This window comes from Sphingomonas sp. UBA978 (assembly GCF_002292295.1).
In the GTDB taxonomy this organism is placed as follows: Bacteria; Pseudomonadota; Alphaproteobacteria; order Sphingomonadales; family Sphingomonadaceae; genus Sphingomonas.
On record NZ_DBBS01000015.1, the window covers coordinates 56,805 to 72,231 of the forward strand.

Consider the following 15,427-nt stretch of genomic DNA (forward strand, 5'->3'; position numbering starts at 1 on the left):
CGCTCGCACATGGCGGCAAAGCGGGTGAGCGGAACGCCACAGATCGCGCATAGTAATTCAGCCATTTTTCGTGTCCTTTTGGGCGAAGGAGGAGAAGTAAGCGTCGAGACAGGCCCGTGCTTGCGCCACCCATCCAGAGCGGCGTTGCTCTATGTTCTCATCGTAATCGCCTGCACCGTTTACCCGGTCACACATGGCGCGTGCCGCAGCTTCGATTGCCTCCCGCGCTCGTTCATCCGAGCCGCTCACGATTGATGGGGCGGGGACGCATGGTCCGGGCGGCACATCGTCATGCGCGATGCCGCAACCGGTGCATGGATCACCTTGGTGCAGGCGATAGGGGTAGGTGTATTGTCCGTGCGCCTTGCAATACGGGCAGTTTGGACCACCATTGTCATCGCCCTCTTTGCGTTCGGTTTGCGTTGAGGTGAACACCGTCTGGCAATTATTGCACTTCCAGCCGTGCGCCGGGATCGCGTCATCCGTCATTGCTTGTCTCCTGGTGAGCGCGGGCGCGGCAAACATCGCAGCGACTGATGCAAAGGTCGCATCCACTTTCGGGATCGACACAGGCCCATTCCTCGAAGCAGCTACTGACAAACCCTTCACCGCTGCAATTCCAACAGGTTTCCTCGGGTTCGTCGTAATCGTACTGTTCTAGATGGTTTTCCGGTTCGCTGCTCATGCTAGCCACCTTGCCGATCGCCCGGCCTTACTGACTGGTTCGCCATCGTCCCCGCATCCGTCGCCGGAGCAATCCGGGCATTCGCCAATGTCCGTCTCCAATTCCGGGTCGTCAAACTGCGGGTCATGCCGGCACAAGCGCCCTTCGACGCAACGAAGATCACCCTTCATTTTGATTGCTCCTAGCGAGGATGCGACGGGCTTGGCCTAGCGTTCCGAACATCGACGCCTTGTGACCGCTAGCTGGATCAACCGGGAGAGCGACGCACACATCGGCCTCGCTAGCGTAGATATCCCACGCGCCATGATGGCCGACAAAGACGGAGAACTGGTCGCGACTGAAAAGATCGTTGGCTGGTTCCGCAATCAACCGGACGGCTTCATGCAATGCCTCGAAGCAATCCCCGCTCACGATTGCTGCCCTTCCGTCAGAGCCTTGCGGGCAGGTTCGAACAGCGCCAGTTCCAGCTTGGTGACTGTCGGCCAACAGCCCGGCACACGGGTCACGACGAACAGGTCGTCGCACCACAGAACCTCAACGTCGGCCCATGTGAAGCCGTCGGCGTCGTCGCAGTTCGGGCCGGACATGCGGCACCATTCCCCGATTGTGGGATAGTACTTTGGCGAGCGACGCAGGCCCTTTCGCAAGGCTTCCTGCTCGACCGACCGCCATTCCCCGACCTCCGCGGAACCGCTTACAGCGCTATCGGGGGTGGTGTCGGACAGAGCATCGGCGGCATCAAACGGCGCCGGATCGCGCCAGTAGGATTCCAGCGTGTCGAAATTGTTTTCCGGGGCAAGGCCAAGGCGCTGCGCCGCGTCCCGAGCCGACCGGATGATATCGAGATGGCTATAGGTGATGGTGTCGTGCATCATGCCACCACCTCGACACCATGCAGCGCACGGTCCTCAGCATGGTCGGCGTAGATCGACTGCTTCATGCAATCGGTCAGGGCATCGTCCAGATTGTCGAGAGCGTGCTGATCGAAGTCGGCGAAGTCCGCGGCCTCGACCACGAACTGCACGATCGCGATCTGCTGCGTCACCGGAAGCGACTTGATCGTGCGCTTCAGGCTGGGGATGATGCTGGTCGAACGATCAGCGGCGATTGTGCTGTAGGCGTTCATGCCTCGGCGTCCTCTTCGTCGGACTGGCGCATGCAAAAGCCGCACGGCGGGTTGATGTGGCAGGAGCAGCCATCATTATCGGTGGCCTCGTCGATCAGACGATCGCGCTCGGCTTGCATCTGCCGACCACCCTCAGTCTCCGCCGACCAGTGCGCACCTTGTGGGATGCTGCGGGCTACGAACCGATCGTAATCACGATCAGCAGGCGTCATGGCGTGCCAGATGCGCAGGCGGTACGCGGCCTTGCTTTCGCCCTCTCGGCGCTGACCGGCACTCACCCCTGCACCTGTGCGCGGGCGGCTTCGGCGGCAGAGCGGAGGGCGGCGGGGTCCACGAACTCACGGAGCGGCGTGATAAAGGCGCTGGTCGAAAGTTGCGCGGCGTCGCCGAAGTAGCCCCGGTCGATGGCGTAAATCAGGTGGCCGACGTGTGTGCGTAGCCGCTTCAGAACGTCGCGGTCGAACTCCAGTGAGGCGCGCTCGACCAGCTTGTCGATGACCGCTTCCTCGTCAGCCGACAGATCACGGTCCATATCCTCGATCATGTCGATCTCGGCTTTGGCTTCGTCGACGGTGGCAGCGGTGCCAGCGCGGTTGTCGTAACGGCAATGCGCGCTTCACCTTTCACCGTGTCAGCACGCCAGTCACTGGCGGCCTGCCCGTTTACGCCTATCCGAAGCGCGGGGTGGCGCTGTGAGCCAAACAGACCGCCTCTATGCCGACTGGCAGAACGAGCAGCGGGCTGCTCGTCGTCGATGGCTCTACGCCAATGACCCGATTTGGCGGCTGACGAAGCGTAAAGATAATTGGGAGCGCGCTGAGCGTGCGCGGCGGGGTGTCGCATGAGCCGCTTCCAACAACGCCCTCAACCCAAGCAGCCGATGACGGTCGCGCAGTCGGTCACCAACCTGACGCTGCTGCTGGTCGGCTGCACCGACAAGCGCCTCGCCGCGATGACCGCGGAAGAGTTGGCCGGCAGCTATCGGGTGTCGCCTGCGATGGCGGCGAAGCTGCTCGCCGATCAGCGCGCGCAAGCGCTATTGCAGGGGCTGCGGTATCGCGACGACGCAGTCCCTCGCCTATCGCACTGTCGAACACCTGACTATTACGCTGATCGATAATGAGAAGCGCGAGGCGTTGGTCGACGGTTACATCAACGATCGTCGCGATCAGTTGGAAGACATCGCTAACCGCGCCGCCAATCGAGCGCAGCCGGTCGCACGCGCCGAATACGACAGCTACCTGACCAGCCCCGCTTGGCTTGAGCGGCGCACGGCGGTCTTGGAGCGCTGCGGTGGGCTTTGTGAGGGTTGCCGCAAGCAGCCCGCCCGCGACGTTCACCACCTGTCCTACCGCCATATCCGCGCTGAGTTCCTGTTCGAGCTGGTTGGACTCTGCCGTGATTGCCACGACCGCTGGCACGAGCAGGACAAATGATGGCGACAGTGCATAGCAACGCCGCGCCGTCTTGGAACGGTTTTCGAGTGACGACCTTCGCAGGTCAGCACGACTCCCACATCGACACCGGCGAAGACTATCGCACCATCACGCTTGCCTCGATTTTTGAGAGCAAGCCCCAGGCTAAGCCCAAGATGGCCGGCAACGCCTTCCTTGCGTCCAGCTACCACAACTATGACGCGCGCTCGCATGAAGCGCAGCGCGCGCATGGCTCCTTTGTCGCGCTCGTTGGCGACATCGACAAGGGCAACCTCGCCTTAGCTGCTATCCAATCGGCGGCAGAGGCTTTTTCGGACGGTTCGGCGTGGCTGGTTTATTCCAGCGCACATTCTCGTGACGGCGACCAGCGCTGGCGCATCGTCTTCCCACTGGACGAGCCTTGCCAGTTCGAACAGTGGTTTGATGCGCAGACTGCCTTGTTTACCTTCATGGAAGCCTCGGGCATTCCGATGGACCATGCGCTTTCGCGCGCCGGGCAGCCCATCTACCTCCCGAACGTGCCGGCGGCATATAAGGACGGCACGCCACTTCGCGATGAGGCGGGCGAGCCGATCTACTACCAGTCTGCGCACAGCGGCTTGGACGCGGTTGGGCTCGATCTTCGTCGTGGCATCGTTGCGGGGGGCATCGCATCGCTTCGTCAAAAGCGAGCGGCAGATGACCGCGAACGCGAAGCGCTTAAGGCAGAAGCGGCGAAGCGTTATGCTGCCAAGCCGCGGCAGGACGGCGCCAACATCATCGAGACGTTCAATGCGTCGACCAGCGTCGAGACAATGCTCGCTCTATGCGACTACCAGCAAAGCCCGCGCAATGGCGACGACTGGCGTTCTCCGCAGCAGGCTGGCGATACCTATGCCACCCGCGTCATCGACGGCAAATGGATCAGCTTGTCGGCCAGCGACGCCGCGTCCGGCCTTGGGTCCAAGTGCAAGAGCGGCTGTTTCGGCGACGCCTATGATCTCTATGTCCATTACAAGCACGGTGGCGATCACAAGGAGGCTTACCGCACCCTTGGACGTGAGCAGCGCGGCGCTAACGTCGTGCAGGGCAATTTCCGTGGCCATGAACAGGACCCAGGCTATCAGGAGATGCCGGATTGGGTTCAGTCTGGCGACGCCGAGCCTGATTATGACCTCGACATCGTTGAGGAAGTGGCCGCTGAGAAGGCCAGTTCTGGCAAGCTATTGCCGCTGGAATGGTTCGACCAGATTGACGCACAGCTTGATGCGAATTGGCTCGTCGATGATCTGATCCCCTCGCAGGGCCTGTGTCTCGTCTACGGCCACCCTGGCTGCGGTAAGAGCTTCTTCGCGCTCGACATGGCCATGCACGTTGCTGGTGGTCAGGCGTGGCGTGATCGCGACGTTGAGCAGGGCTTGGTCATCTACATCGGTGCAGAGGGGCAGCGGGGCCTCCGGCAGCGTGTCGCGGCCTTCCGTAAGCATCACGACGTCAAGGATCTGCCGTTTGCCCTGATCCCGGTTGAAATCAACTTGCTCGCGGACGACGGCGATCTGAATGCTCTGATCGATACGATCAAGGAGGCTGCGAAGCGGTATAACCTGCCGATCGCGATGATCGTCGTGGACACGTTGGCGCGCACATTCGGTGGCGGTGACGAGATCGGCTCCGACATGGTCGCGTACATCAACAACGTTGGCCGCCTTCAAGCCATGTTCGCCTGCACGACGATGGTCATCCACCACCGTCCAAAGGACAGCACGAACGAGACGCCGCGCGGACACGGATCGCTGTGGGGCGCCTGCGACACCATCATCCTTGTTGAGGACAAGGGCGGCCCCAAGCAAGCCAAGGTGACGAAGCAGAAGGACGCTGAACCAGCTCCACCAGTGGTGTTCGAACTGCGCGTTGTTGAGCTGGGTGAAGACGAGAAAGGCCGGCCGGTCACCTCGTGCGTCGTCGTTGGGAGCGACAGCAAGATCCTCCAGGACAAGAAGGCGGATACCCTGTCCGATGGGCAGCGCATCACCTTTGAAACTCTGTGCCGGACACTCGCGGACACTGGGTCAACGCGTGGTCACGATGTGCCTGAAAAGGCCCTGACATTCGGCTTTGAAACCCGAGTTTGCCGCCTGTCCGAATGGGTGTCGCGGACAACCTCTGCACTGTCTGACCCGGATAAGTCACCGGACACCATAGCTCGCACAATACGCCGCTACCGTGACCGGCTCCAAGCCCTTGGAATTGTTGGGGTTTATGGCGATTTTGCTTGGAGGATAAAGTGAGCGGATACCCTGCGGACACCCTGTCCGGACAACCTGTCCGCCATAATCCGGACAGGTCGGACACCCCGGACAGGGGTATATATACCCTGTCCGGGTGTCCGGGCCGGATGATCACGGGGATGGAACCATGACCTTCCCCCTCACCGACTTCCTGATCGCGATCGGCAAGGCATCCCGGGCAGACCTCGCCCGCACCAGCACCGACGCTGCTGCACGGAAGTACGGGATCAGTCCGATACACGCCGCGGCTTACATCCGGATGGAGCTCGCCCGGTGACCAACGACTTCGCAGGAGAGAGTGAGATGAAATGGCGTAAGGTTGTTGAATTTGTGCGTCGCGAGCGCTCGACGCTGCTGAAGTTGGAATGCGGGCATGATCGGTCCATCGGCGGCCACATGTTCGCGTCTGGTGCTAAGGCGACGTGTTCGGATCGCTACCAGTGCAACGACGGCACATGCTGGTCCGCCACCCCCACCTCGGCCCCCTCCGCATGAACGGGGAGATCAACTGGGGTCCGGAAATCCGGGTCGATGGCAAGCGGCCGGAGTGGTTGGGGGATGGTCCGCAACCGATGATGGTTCACAACGCTGTCGGCTGGCATACGTGGCGTTCGTGTCAGGTCGATCCCGCGTTGGTTGCTTGGTCCTTCAACACCGGCAGGCCGAACGTCGATCTGATCCGCCTCCCCGCCGATCACCCCCACTATGCCACGCTAAGCCGTGCCACAGCCCCAAACGGGGCTGAGGTGGGTCCGGAGGTGGTGGAGCGGATGATTGCGCTTGTGAGGCGTATGGGCGGCAATAGTTCAATTGGACAGCCGTTTTACGAATTTGAGGCCATAACGCACGCTGCCGCGCATTACGACGAAGCCCGCGCCATCGTCGCCCTGCTGCCCGAGCCGGTTGATGTGGATGGTGTGGAAGCTGCAAAGATCGCCAAAGGGATGATCTATGGCAACGACGACAGCGTGTCGCATGATCGCATTGTCCGTCTGCTCAAAGACGCCATCAAACGCGGGCGCGCTCTCGAAAAGGAGGCGGGGCGGTGAGCCAGCGAACCGAAAGCGGCGGCTGTTGTGGCTGCATTACCTTCATCTTGGCGATCGTCGGCCTGCTGTACCTTGTCGGGTGCCTGCCGCGATGACCCTGCTCACCACCGCTGAGGACGATGATATGGAATTCATTTCGAGCCCAAGACCGCAAGCAATCATACGGCTGACAGCGCAAGAACCAGCTGGCTCCTTCCAGCTTATGGGAACGGGCGGCCGATGTCTTTTGAAAATTGGCATGGACGGCACGGTTTCAGGGGAGATTGAGGACGCATCGGAGGCCGCTGCGGTGTTTGTGAATGCGATCCGCGGCCAAATCGCAGACATGCTAGCGCACAGCCGAAAGGTGGCGGAATGAACGGGCTCGCGATCAAGATCGAGTGGTTCCCGATCGCCGGTATCCCCGAAGACCGCAAAGACGGGCGGGATGTGCTATTGTGGGCCGGGCGCGTCATCCTGGGTTCATGGTGCGATGGCTGGCGTGATGCTGTCGGGCGCGAGGTGCATGGGGTGACCCAGTGGGCCGATGCGGAAGGGCCGGTCCTGTGACGGGCATCTCCGATCACGCCGTGTTACGCTTCATCGAGCGCGTCTACGGGGTGGATATCGAGAAGGTCCGTGCCGAGATGAACACGCCGGCATTGGCAAGCGCGGTGGAGTTCGGGGCTAGGTGTCTTATCGGCAGGCACGGCGAGCGGCTGGTGATCCGGGACGGCATTGTTGTGACGGTCATCGCCAAGGGGCGATATGTAGGGAAGACGATCAGGACATGACGCGCCCATCACCACCTGACAGCATTTCGGATATCGAAGAACGGTTCGAGCCAGCGGAGGATCTGCGCGAGTGGATCATCGACACGTTCATCGCCGAAGACGGGCGCCTGACGAATGAGGATCACCGCCATCTACTGGACGCGGAGATCGGCGTTCTATGGACCAACGTCGACAACAGCCGGAACATGCGCAGCGTCATTGGCCAGGCTGAGCTTATGCCGCCTATGGCAATGGGTAAGTGGCAGAAGGCCCGAGCGACGCAGCAGATCGAAGAGTGGTTCGGCGCGGTCCCTGACTTCCTTCTGACGTTCTACGCTCCGGCGGCAAGCATGATGGATGATGCCAGCTTCTGCGCTCTGGTCGAGCATGAGTTGTACCACTGTGGACAGAAGCGCGACGTCCACGGCATGCCGAAGTTCGGACAGGATGGGCGACCGCAGTTCGCCATCCGCGGGCACGACGTAGAAGAGTTCGTCGGGGTCGTCGCGCGGTATGGTGCAGCGGCTGCCGGCGTCGAAGACATGGTGGAAGCCGCGAACGCCCGCCCCACCTTGATGCGAGCAACTATCTCTGGAACGTGCGGCACCTGCCTGCGCGCCGTGGCTTGACGGAAGATTGACCGATGGCAGCTAAGCAACCCAGCATCCCCGAAGAGGTAAAGCGCTTCATCGTCAACGGGTTGGCGATGTTCGACACCCCCAGCCAAGTCTCTGCGGCCGTCAAGGAGGAGTTTGGCGTCGACGTCTCCCGGCAGGCAGTAGAGGGCCACGACCCGACCAAGCATGCCGGCAAGAGTCTTGCGCCCAAATGGCGAGAGATGTTTGAGGCGGCGCGAGCTGGGTTCATCACCGACGCGACACAGGTCCCCATCGCGCACCGCTCAACACGGCTGCGGGCGCTCTACCGCATGGCGCAGGGGGCGGAGCGCAAGGGGAACTTCGTCTTGGCGGCGCAGCTACATAAGCAGGCGGCGGAAGAAATGGGGAACGCCTACACCAACCGTCGCGAGCTGACGGGTAAGGACGGCAAGGATCTGCCGACCGCCGCGCCCGCGGTCGCCGTGTTCGCGCTGCCTGACAATGGCAGAAGCTGATCCGCGGATCGTCGCTGGCCAGACGATCATTCCGCAGGCCGGACCGCAGACCACCTTCCTTTCATCGCCGGCCGATATTGCGATCTATGGCGGTGCGGCTGGCGGCGGCAAGACGTGGGCGCTGCTCATGGAGCCGTTGCGCCACGTGCATAACCCTGGCTTCGGGGCGGTCACCTTCCGTCGATCGACGGTGCAGATCCGTAACGAGGGCGGTTTATGGGATGAGAGCGCGGTCCTCTATCCGCAGATGGGCGCCGACCCGAAAGAGCATGTGCTGTCGTGGTCCTTCCCCTCCGGGGCGTCGTGCAGCTTCGCCCACCTCGAACACGACAAGACGCGCTTCAACTGGCAGGGTTCACAGATACCTCTCATCAACTTCGACGAGCTGACGCATTTCACCCCGACGCAGTTTTGGTACATGGTCAGCCGCAATCGTTCGATGTGCGGCGTCCGGCCCTATATACGCGCCACCTGCAACCCTGACGCAGATAGCTGGGTCGCCGACCTCATCAGTTGGTGGATCGATCAGGACACTGGGCAGGCAATACCCGAGCGCGCTGGGAAGCTGCGCTGGTTCGTCCGCGTTGGCGAAGACCTGCGCTGGGCTGATGCTCCTGCCGAGCTTGAGCAGTACACCATGCTCAACGAGAACGGCGAGCAGGTGCCGATCCCGGCCAAGTCGCTTACATTCATCCCCGCCAAGCTGACGGATAACAAAGCGCTGATGGCCGCCGACCCCGGCTACATGGCGTCGCTGTTGGCCCTGCCGATGGTAGAGCGCGAGCGCCTGCTTGGCGGCAACTGGAAGATCAGGCCAGCGGCAGGCCTGTACTTTCAACGGTCATGGTGCCGTGTGGTCGATGCCGTGCCGGCCGGGACCGTATGGGGCCGCGGATGGGACTTGGCAGCTACGACGCCCAGCCCCGAAAACCCCGACCCCGATTATCTGGCTGGGGTGCTTATTGGGCGAACGCCAGATGACCGGTACATTGTGACCGATAGCCGAACCGATCGCACCAGCCCGGCCGGTATGGAGAGGTTCATTCTCAACACGGCGAGCTATGACGGATACCAGGTTGAGATATCCCTCCCTCAAGATCCGGGGTCAGCTGGCAAGACACAGGTGGCGACGCTCGCCAAGATGCTAAGTGGGTATATCGTCAGGTCATCAACTGAGACAGGCGACAAGGTCACTCGCTTCGGCCCCTTCTCTGCGCAGGCTGAGGCAGGGAATGTCGACGTGTTGCGTGGACCATGGAACGAGGGGTGGTTCGCTAACTTGGAGGGCTTCCCCGTCGCCAAGCACGACGACGAAGCGGACGCCACCTCGCGGGCATTCGAGATCGTTTCGCTGGCCCAATCGGGCGGCTGGTTCATGACCCGCTGACGGCAAAAGTTATGTCCGAGAATCGTGTTTATCGGACATAGCCCGCCAAAAGCCACCGTAACCACACGCAACATTGTTGCTCATTTGCGCAATATCACGTAACTATGCGCAATGGGTACAAGCGGCTCGTTCATCGGCAACACGACCTCGCTGATCCGCGAGCGGTTGGCCCGCGCCTTCCCGTCCGCATTTGGCTTCAGCCTGAAGCACGACTTCGGCAAGGACTACGGCTGGCCTGATCAGCTGACGTTCGAACACTTCTACCGCATGTATAGTCGGTCGGGCTTGGCAGCCGCTGGCGTCGACAAGACGATCGCCAAGACGTGGCAGACCATGCCGACGCTGTGGGAGAGTGAGAAGCCCGCGGAGAGCACGGCCGAGGGTGACATCCGCAAGCACTTCACCCGCAAGAAGATCTGGCGCGCGCTGATGGATTGCGACCGGCGCTCTATGGTGGGCTGCTATGCCGGGGCGATCATCCTTGTTCGGGATGGCAAGAAGCTGGAAGAGCCGGTCGAGCGGGTTTCCAAGGGCATTGAGAACTTCGTCGGCATCATACCGGCATGGGAAGGCCAGCTTAGCGTCGTCGAGTGGGATACGTCGCCCACCAGCGACACCTACGGCGATCCGCTGTTCTATCAGTTCGATGAGCAGGCGGTCGGCGAGCCGAGCACGGTCGGTAAGAGCCAAGTTCGTATCCACCGCGATCGGGTGCTGATCTGGTCGGACGATGGCACGGTCAACGGCTCTTCAGCGCTGGAGCCGGGGTTCAACGACCTGACCGACGCGGCCAAGATCAAGGGCGCTGGCGGCGAGGGATTCTGGAAGTCTGCCCGCGGCGCCCCCATCATCGAAGCGCCGAAGGGCGTGTCGCCGCAGGACGTGCAGCGAGGCATGAACGCCGCCACGCCGGCCGACGTGATCGATAAGCTCAACGCCACAGTCGACGATTTCCAGTCCGGCTTCGACAAGGCTCTGATGCTCGGCAGCTTCAGCGTGTCGCCGCTGACGATCACCCTGCCCCAGCCGAAGGAGTTCTGGGAGCTGGCGGCGCAGGGATTTGCCGCGTCGATCAGCATCCCCGTAAAGGTCCTAATCGGCAACGTCACCGGGGAGCGCGCCAGCACCGAGGACGCGAACGAGTGGGCGCAGACGAACATGTCCCGCCGCGAGAACCGCGTGCTGCCGATCCTCTACGACCTGATCGACAGGCTGGTGATCTGGGGCATCCTCGACGCCAAGGACTGGACGATCGGCTGGCAGGATCTGACCGAGGCGTCTCCCGATGCGAAGCTAGATCGAGCCGCCAAGATGTCGACCATCAACCAACAGGCCGGCAGCGAGCCCGTGTTCCTGCCTGACGAGATCCGCGACGAGGCCGGGTTCAAGGCGGCGGATGAGGTTGAGGGGTTCGACGAGTTTCTGGCCGAACGCGCGGACCGCGCGCGGCAGATGGCCGAAGATGCGGCGACGCAGACAATTCCCGGAGATCAGCAACCATGAACGTAACGAAGGCCATTGAAGCGCTGAAAAAGGCCATCGCGCTTCACAAAAAGCACATGAACGGCACAGCTCCGACAACTGGGGCAGCCGGCGAGAAAAGTCAGATGCTAATGATGACACAGATGGAGGAAGCGCTGTCCTTCCTTGAAAAAGAGCCGGAAAAGAAAATGCCTGCGATGAATCGTTCCGACGGAAAGCAAGTCCGCGTCAACGTCAGCACGTTGGTCAACGCCAGCAAGATCCGCCGCGAGAAGCGTCATGGCCGTGACGTGGTGATCGTGCCCAGCGCCACGCTGCCCGACAACGTGGTGATGAACGGTATCCGCTACCCCGCCCCGGTGATCGCTGAGAGCTACCACACGCTGGAGGGCACTCTCGCGCCGCTTGGCCACCCAACCGTTAATGGCAAGTACGTGTCAGCCAAGAGCGCGGAGGGGCTGGCGCGCTCCTACATCGGTGCGCACAACGAGAACGTGCGCCGCGAGAACGGCAAGGTGCTGCTCGACAAGGTGATCGATGTCGCATTCGCCAACCAGTCCGAGGGCGGCAAGCGCGTCCTGGAAGCAGTCGACAAGGGTGAGCCGATCCATAGCAGCACGGGGCTGCTCGCCACGCTGACGCCTGTCGAGAACGCCACGGACGGAGCCAAGTTCGAAGCGGACACGATGCTGTTCGACCACGACTGCTGGTTGCTGGACGAGCCCGGTGCGGCCACCCCAGACCAGGGCGTCGGTATCTTCGTGAACGCGGCGGGCGACGAGATCGAGGTCATCAACTCGACCTTCGACGACGATATCGAGCGCGAGATCACCTGGGCCGCTGAAAGCATCGTGCGTGCTGTTGAAAGAAAAGAACAACAACCATTGATCGAACAGATCAAAAGTTATATGCTTCGCCTTGTGAAGGGGGACCCGAACCCCGCTGAAACCGAGAGCCCGCCTCTCACCGCGAATGGGGACACCATGGATAAGGCGCAATTCGACGAGCTATCGGGGAAGGTCGAGGCCATGGCCGGCACCCTTTCCGGTTTGGACGCGACCATCGCCACGGCGGTCGGCAATGCCCTGAAGCCCATGATCGACGCGCAGGCTGCGCGCGACGCAGCCGATAAGGCGAAGGCCGACGAAGAGCATGCTGCTCTGGTTAACAAGGTCGTCGAAGGCGGGCTGCTGACCGAGGAGCTGGCCAAGGCATCGCCCGCACCGGTGCTGAACGCGCTGCTGTCGAGCACGCCGAAGACCGCCTTCCGCATCAACGGCGCGTTCAAGCCCGCCGGCGAAAAGCCCGGCTTCACCGCGCCGAAGGGAGAGTAACCAGTCATGGCACGCTTCAACAAGATCTTCGCCGGTCCCGCGCAGAACAATCTACCGCAGGTTCAGGAGCGCATCTGCCCGACTGCGGTTCTCCCCGGCACGGCTCTGATCGAGAATGGCACGGCGTTCGCGCAGGCTGGCGCATCGGCCCCGACGAAAGTCTACATCGCGCAGGACAACTATCTGGCGCTGAAGGACACCGACACCGCGTGGCCCGCTGGCGATCGTGTCATCGGCATGGAGCCGCTCGACGAGCTGTTCTTCAACGTCCGCGTACCAACCGGCACAAACGTCGCTCGTGGCGCCAACCTGACGACCACTGCCGCGGGCAAGTTCGCCGTCGCTACGACCGGTCAGCGCGTCATCATGATCGCCGAAGAGGCTTTCAACAACACCACCGGGGCAGACCAGTTGGTCCGCGCGCGCAAGGCGCAGCCCGGCATGGTCGTGGCATAAGGGGGAGGGAGCGAAATGCGTTACTTCGATCAGCAGCTTATCGCCAACCACCCTCGCGAGCACGGCGTGTGGTGGGATGAAGTCACTATCGAGCGTGAGTTCTTCCACCAGACGGAAGATCATCTCGCATCGGTCGGCAACGCCGCCTCAGTCTTGCCGCGCGATGCGTGGCTCGACATGGACAACATCACCCGCCGCGTGATGCGAGCTGATGAGGGCTCGACCTGGATGGCCGACCTGATGCCGCTCGCCAAGCCGGTGAACATCGGAAAGCTCGTCCACCTGAACCGCGTGTCGTCCGATGCCGGCACGGTGATCCGTAGCATGTCCGGTCAGGTGCCGGTTCCGCTCGACAAGGTAGTCTATGACTACCGCGGCACCGTCGTGCCGATGTTCCACACTGGCTATGGTCGGGAATGGCGCGAATGGAACAGCCAGCAGTCCGAGAACTTCGACGCGCTCGCCGACGATCAGGAAGCGCACACCGCGAAGATCAAGCGCGACCAAGCGCTTTACGTCCTGAACGGCGACACGACGATCGTTTTTCAGGGCTACACCGGCTGGGGCATCCGCAACCACCCCCTGTCGAAGTCGATCAACATCGGCGCAGGCGGTGCGAACATCAACCTGACGACGGCGACCCCGGACGCGCTCGACGCGTTCTTCACCGGCCCCTTCGGCGCGATGCTCGACGCGAACTATATCGCCGGCAAGGTGAACATCTACATCTCGCCCGACATCGCGCGGGCATGGGACAAGGTCTATTCGGGCAGCGCCGGCTTCAAGAACGGTTCGATCATGGAGTTCCTGCGCACCAACCGCCGGATCAACAAAATCGAGGTGTCGTTCGAGCTGACCGGCAACGAGTTCTTCGGCTTCGTCCCGAACGCCGAATACATCCGCCCGCTGGTTGGCATGGCCGTGAACACGATCGCCATCCCGCGCACACACCCCCGGTCGAACTATCAGTTCGAGTTGGCCGGCGCGCTCGGTCTGGAAATCCGCACCGATTATAACGGTCGTGGCGGTGTGTTCTACAGCGTCAGCGTCTGACGCCTGACCATCACGGAACTTGGGGAGGGCGGGCCGTCGAAACGCCCGCCCTTTCTATTTCAGGAGAGACGACATGAAGATCCGCATTATCAGCGCAGGCATCTACGGCCTCGAAGCTTCGGCAGAGAACCCGCACGGCGAATATCCGATCGGCCACGAGATCGACCTCGGCAAACACGACGCCCCGGCGGGGTGGTCGGGCCGCTATGAGATCATCAGCGGCAAGCCGCCCGAGCACTCGGAGTTCGTCACCGGCACCGCTGCCGAGCGTGGCACCGAAAGCAAGGACCAGTCGGACCAGCCCCGCCGTCCGCGTCCGGCGAGCAACTGATATGCGGGCGATCGTCACCTTCGTAGCGCTGGTATCGGCGCTCGTCGCCTCGCCGGTCGCCGCGCAGGTGACGGCGCCGACGTATCAGTCTGCCACCGGCAACACGCTCAACGCCCAAGGCGTCATGGTCCTCAACAGCGACGGCACCAATGGCAGCCTGCCCCAGCGCGCGACGTCGACCACGACGAACGGCAGCGTGGCGACTGCCAACACGTTCCAGAGCGCGCTTGCTGCGAACGCCACCCGCAAGGGTTGCGCGATCTACAACAACAGCGCCAATGCGGAACTGATCTTCCTTGGCGCGCCAGGTAGTGCGACCGCGGCGAACGCGATCCCCCTGCCCGCTGGCGGCGCGTTCAACTGCGGGTCCTTCCAAGGCATCGTCCTGACGGATCAGATCAGCATCACGTCGGCAACGGTCGCGTCGACCTTCGTGGTGGTGTCGCAATGATCGCCCTGGCGCTAGTCCTTCAGGTCGTCACTGCACCCGCCGGGCAGGTGGACACCTCCACCCTCGCGACTAAGGCTGAGGTGCAGGCGATTCAGGCCTCACAGCCACAGCCGGCCGCCTCCACGCCGCCTAGCGAGATGGTGGGCGGGCAGACCGGCTCTCAGACACGCTATGCGCGTGAGGACCACACGCATCCGCGCATCACCCGCGCAGCGGTGGTGACGACGGATAGCGCCGGTGCCTGGACGGTGACATGGTCGACACCGGTGACGACACCGCCGGTGGTCCTGCCCGTGCCGGTCAACACCTCAACGCAGCCCATCGTATGCAACGTTGCCACCCGCACCACAACGGCCGCGACTGGCCGTTGCTGGCTTGCGCGCACCCTGCCAGCGACCCTCACGCTGCTGACGAACCTGATCAATTTCGACCTCTTCGGGGGCGCCGCGACCGGCATTCAGGTGCAGGTTTTGGCTATCCCGGTCACTCAGTAGGACGCCCCGC

24 protein-coding genes are annotated in these 15,427 nt (G+C 62.3%); 19 read left to right on the forward strand and 5 right to left on the reverse strand.

Features of this window, described 5'->3' with window-relative positions; translation table 11 throughout:
• Positions 1 to 57 precede the first annotated feature (57 nt).
• From B2515_RS07870 to B2515_RS07890, 5 genes are all read right to left on the reverse strand, one after another.
• Positions 58 to 570 carry a hypothetical protein gene (locus tag B2515_RS07870; protein WP_293875520.1) on the reverse strand — a complete coding sequence of 171 codons (513 nt, stop codon included), beginning with the start codon at positions 568 to 570 and terminating at the stop codon, positions 58 to 60.
• Positions 571 to 1,092: 522 nt separating this feature from the next.
• Positions 1,093 to 1,560 carry a hypothetical protein gene (locus tag B2515_RS07875; protein WP_293875521.1) on the reverse strand — a complete coding sequence of 156 codons (468 nt, stop codon included), beginning with the start codon at positions 1,558 to 1,560 and terminating at the stop codon, positions 1,093 to 1,095.
• A complete protein-coding gene (locus B2515_RS07880) occupies positions 1,557 to 1,811 on the reverse strand; it encodes a hypothetical protein (protein WP_293875522.1) in 255 nt (84 codons plus the stop codon). Before B2515_RS07880 ends, B2515_RS07875 begins: the two co-directional genes overlap by 4 nt.
• Positions 1,808 to 2,089, reverse strand: coding sequence for a hypothetical protein (locus tag B2515_RS07885; RefSeq protein ID WP_293875523.1), 282 nt, complete (start codon positions 2,087 to 2,089; stop codon positions 1,808 to 1,810). Before B2515_RS07885 ends, B2515_RS07880 begins: the two co-directional genes overlap by 4 nt.
• Positions 2,086 to 2,355, reverse strand: a complete 270-nt coding sequence (locus B2515_RS07890; RefSeq protein WP_293875524.1) for a hypothetical protein — start codon at positions 2,353 to 2,355, stop codon at positions 2,086 to 2,088. Before B2515_RS07890 ends, B2515_RS07885 begins: the two co-directional genes overlap by 4 nt.
• A gap of 297 nt (positions 2,356 to 2,652) precedes the next feature.
• Between B2515_RS07890 and B2515_RS07895 the strand changes: the two genes are divergently transcribed.
• The 19 genes from B2515_RS07895 to B2515_RS07985 all read left to right on the forward strand — a co-directional run bounded on the left by B2515_RS07895 (position 2,653) and on the right by B2515_RS07985 (position 15,417).
• Positions 2,653 to 2,931, forward strand: a complete 279-nt coding sequence (locus B2515_RS07895; protein ID WP_293875525.1) for a hypothetical protein — start codon at positions 2,653 to 2,655, stop codon at positions 2,929 to 2,931.
• A gap of 16 nt (positions 2,932 to 2,947) precedes the next feature.
• On the forward strand, positions 2,948 to 3,247 hold the full coding sequence (locus tag B2515_RS07900) for a hypothetical protein (RefSeq protein WP_293875526.1): 300 nt from the start codon (positions 2,948 to 2,950) through the stop codon (positions 3,245 to 3,247).
• Positions 3,244 to 5,514, forward strand: a complete 2,271-nt coding sequence (locus tag B2515_RS07905; protein ID WP_293875527.1) for an AAA family ATPase — start codon at positions 3,244 to 3,246, stop codon at positions 5,512 to 5,514. Before B2515_RS07900 ends, B2515_RS07905 begins: the two co-directional genes overlap by 4 nt.
• 127 nt (positions 5,515 to 5,641) lie before the next feature.
• The gene (locus B2515_RS07910) at positions 5,642 to 5,791 is read left to right on the forward strand and encodes a hypothetical protein (protein WP_293875528.1); all 150 of its coding nucleotides are present in this window, start codon (positions 5,642 to 5,644) and stop codon (positions 5,789 to 5,791) included.
• Complete coding sequence (locus B2515_RS07915; protein ID WP_293875529.1) at positions 5,788 to 6,009, forward strand: hypothetical protein; 222 nt, start codon at positions 5,788 to 5,790, stop codon at positions 6,007 to 6,009. Before B2515_RS07910 ends, B2515_RS07915 begins: the two co-directional genes overlap by 4 nt.
• On the forward strand, positions 6,006 to 6,563 hold the full coding sequence (locus tag B2515_RS07920; RefSeq protein ID WP_293875530.1) for a hypothetical protein: 558 nt from the start codon (positions 6,006 to 6,008) through the stop codon (positions 6,561 to 6,563). Before B2515_RS07915 ends, B2515_RS07920 begins: the two co-directional genes overlap by 4 nt.
• Positions 6,564 to 6,654: 91 nt before the next feature.
• Positions 6,655 to 6,921: a hypothetical protein gene (locus tag B2515_RS07925; protein ID WP_293875531.1), complete on the forward strand. Its 267-nt coding sequence runs from the start codon at positions 6,655 to 6,657 to the stop codon at positions 6,919 to 6,921.
• The gene (locus tag B2515_RS07930) at positions 6,918 to 7,112 is read left to right on the forward strand and encodes a hypothetical protein (RefSeq protein WP_293875532.1); all 195 of its coding nucleotides are present in this window, start codon (positions 6,918 to 6,920) and stop codon (positions 7,110 to 7,112) included. Before B2515_RS07925 ends, B2515_RS07930 begins: the two co-directional genes overlap by 4 nt.
• Entirely contained in the window at positions 7,109 to 7,336 is a 228-nt protein-coding gene (locus tag B2515_RS07935) for a hypothetical protein (protein ID WP_293875533.1), read from the forward strand. The genes B2515_RS07930 and B2515_RS07935 overlap by 4 nt, the downstream gene beginning before the upstream one ends.
• Positions 7,333 to 7,944 carry a putative metallopeptidase gene (locus B2515_RS07940; RefSeq protein WP_293875534.1) on the forward strand — a complete coding sequence of 204 codons (612 nt, stop codon included), beginning with the start codon at positions 7,333 to 7,335 and terminating at the stop codon, positions 7,942 to 7,944. Before B2515_RS07935 ends, B2515_RS07940 begins: the two co-directional genes overlap by 4 nt.
• Positions 7,945 to 7,958: 14 nt before the next feature.
• On the forward strand, positions 7,959 to 8,429 hold the full coding sequence (locus B2515_RS07945) for a DUF2280 domain-containing protein (protein WP_293875535.1): 471 nt from the start codon (positions 7,959 to 7,961) through the stop codon (positions 8,427 to 8,429).
• Positions 8,416 to 9,816, forward strand: a complete 1,401-nt coding sequence (terL, locus tag B2515_RS07950; protein ID WP_293875536.1) for a phage terminase large subunit — start codon at positions 8,416 to 8,418, stop codon at positions 9,814 to 9,816. Before B2515_RS07945 ends, terL begins: the two co-directional genes overlap by 14 nt.
• Before the next feature lie 111 nt (positions 9,817 to 9,927).
• On the forward strand, positions 9,928 to 11,319 hold the full coding sequence (locus B2515_RS07955) for an anti-CBASS protein Acb1 family protein (protein ID WP_293875537.1): 1,392 nt from the start codon (positions 9,928 to 9,930) through the stop codon (positions 11,317 to 11,319).
• The gene (locus B2515_RS07960) at positions 11,316 to 12,632 is read left to right on the forward strand and encodes a hypothetical protein (protein WP_293875539.1); all 1,317 of its coding nucleotides are present in this window, start codon (positions 11,316 to 11,318) and stop codon (positions 12,630 to 12,632) included. The genes B2515_RS07955 and B2515_RS07960 overlap by 4 nt, the downstream gene beginning before the upstream one ends.
• 6 nt (positions 12,633 to 12,638) lie before the next feature.
• Complete coding sequence (locus B2515_RS07965; protein ID WP_293875541.1) at positions 12,639 to 13,088, forward strand: hypothetical protein; 450 nt, start codon at positions 12,639 to 12,641, stop codon at positions 13,086 to 13,088.
• A 15-nt stretch (positions 13,089 to 13,103) separates the two neighbouring features.
• Positions 13,104 to 14,141 (forward strand): major capsid protein, encoded by a 1,038-nt coding sequence (locus B2515_RS07970; protein ID WP_293875543.1) that lies wholly within the window; start codon positions 13,104 to 13,106, stop codon positions 14,139 to 14,141.
• Between the two features lie 73 nt (positions 14,142 to 14,214).
• Positions 14,215 to 14,472, forward strand: coding sequence for a hypothetical protein (locus tag B2515_RS07975; RefSeq protein WP_293875545.1), 258 nt, complete (start codon positions 14,215 to 14,217; stop codon positions 14,470 to 14,472).
• A 1-nt stretch (position 14,473) separates the two neighbouring features.
• Positions 14,474 to 14,923 carry a hypothetical protein gene (locus B2515_RS07980; protein ID WP_293875547.1) on the forward strand — a complete coding sequence of 150 codons (450 nt, stop codon included), beginning with the start codon at positions 14,474 to 14,476 and terminating at the stop codon, positions 14,921 to 14,923.
• Positions 14,920 to 15,417, forward strand: coding sequence for a hypothetical protein (locus B2515_RS07985; RefSeq protein WP_293875549.1), 498 nt, complete (start codon positions 14,920 to 14,922; stop codon positions 15,415 to 15,417). The genes B2515_RS07980 and B2515_RS07985 overlap by 4 nt, the downstream gene beginning before the upstream one ends.
• The last annotated feature ends 10 nt before the right edge of the window (positions 15,418 to 15,427 follow it).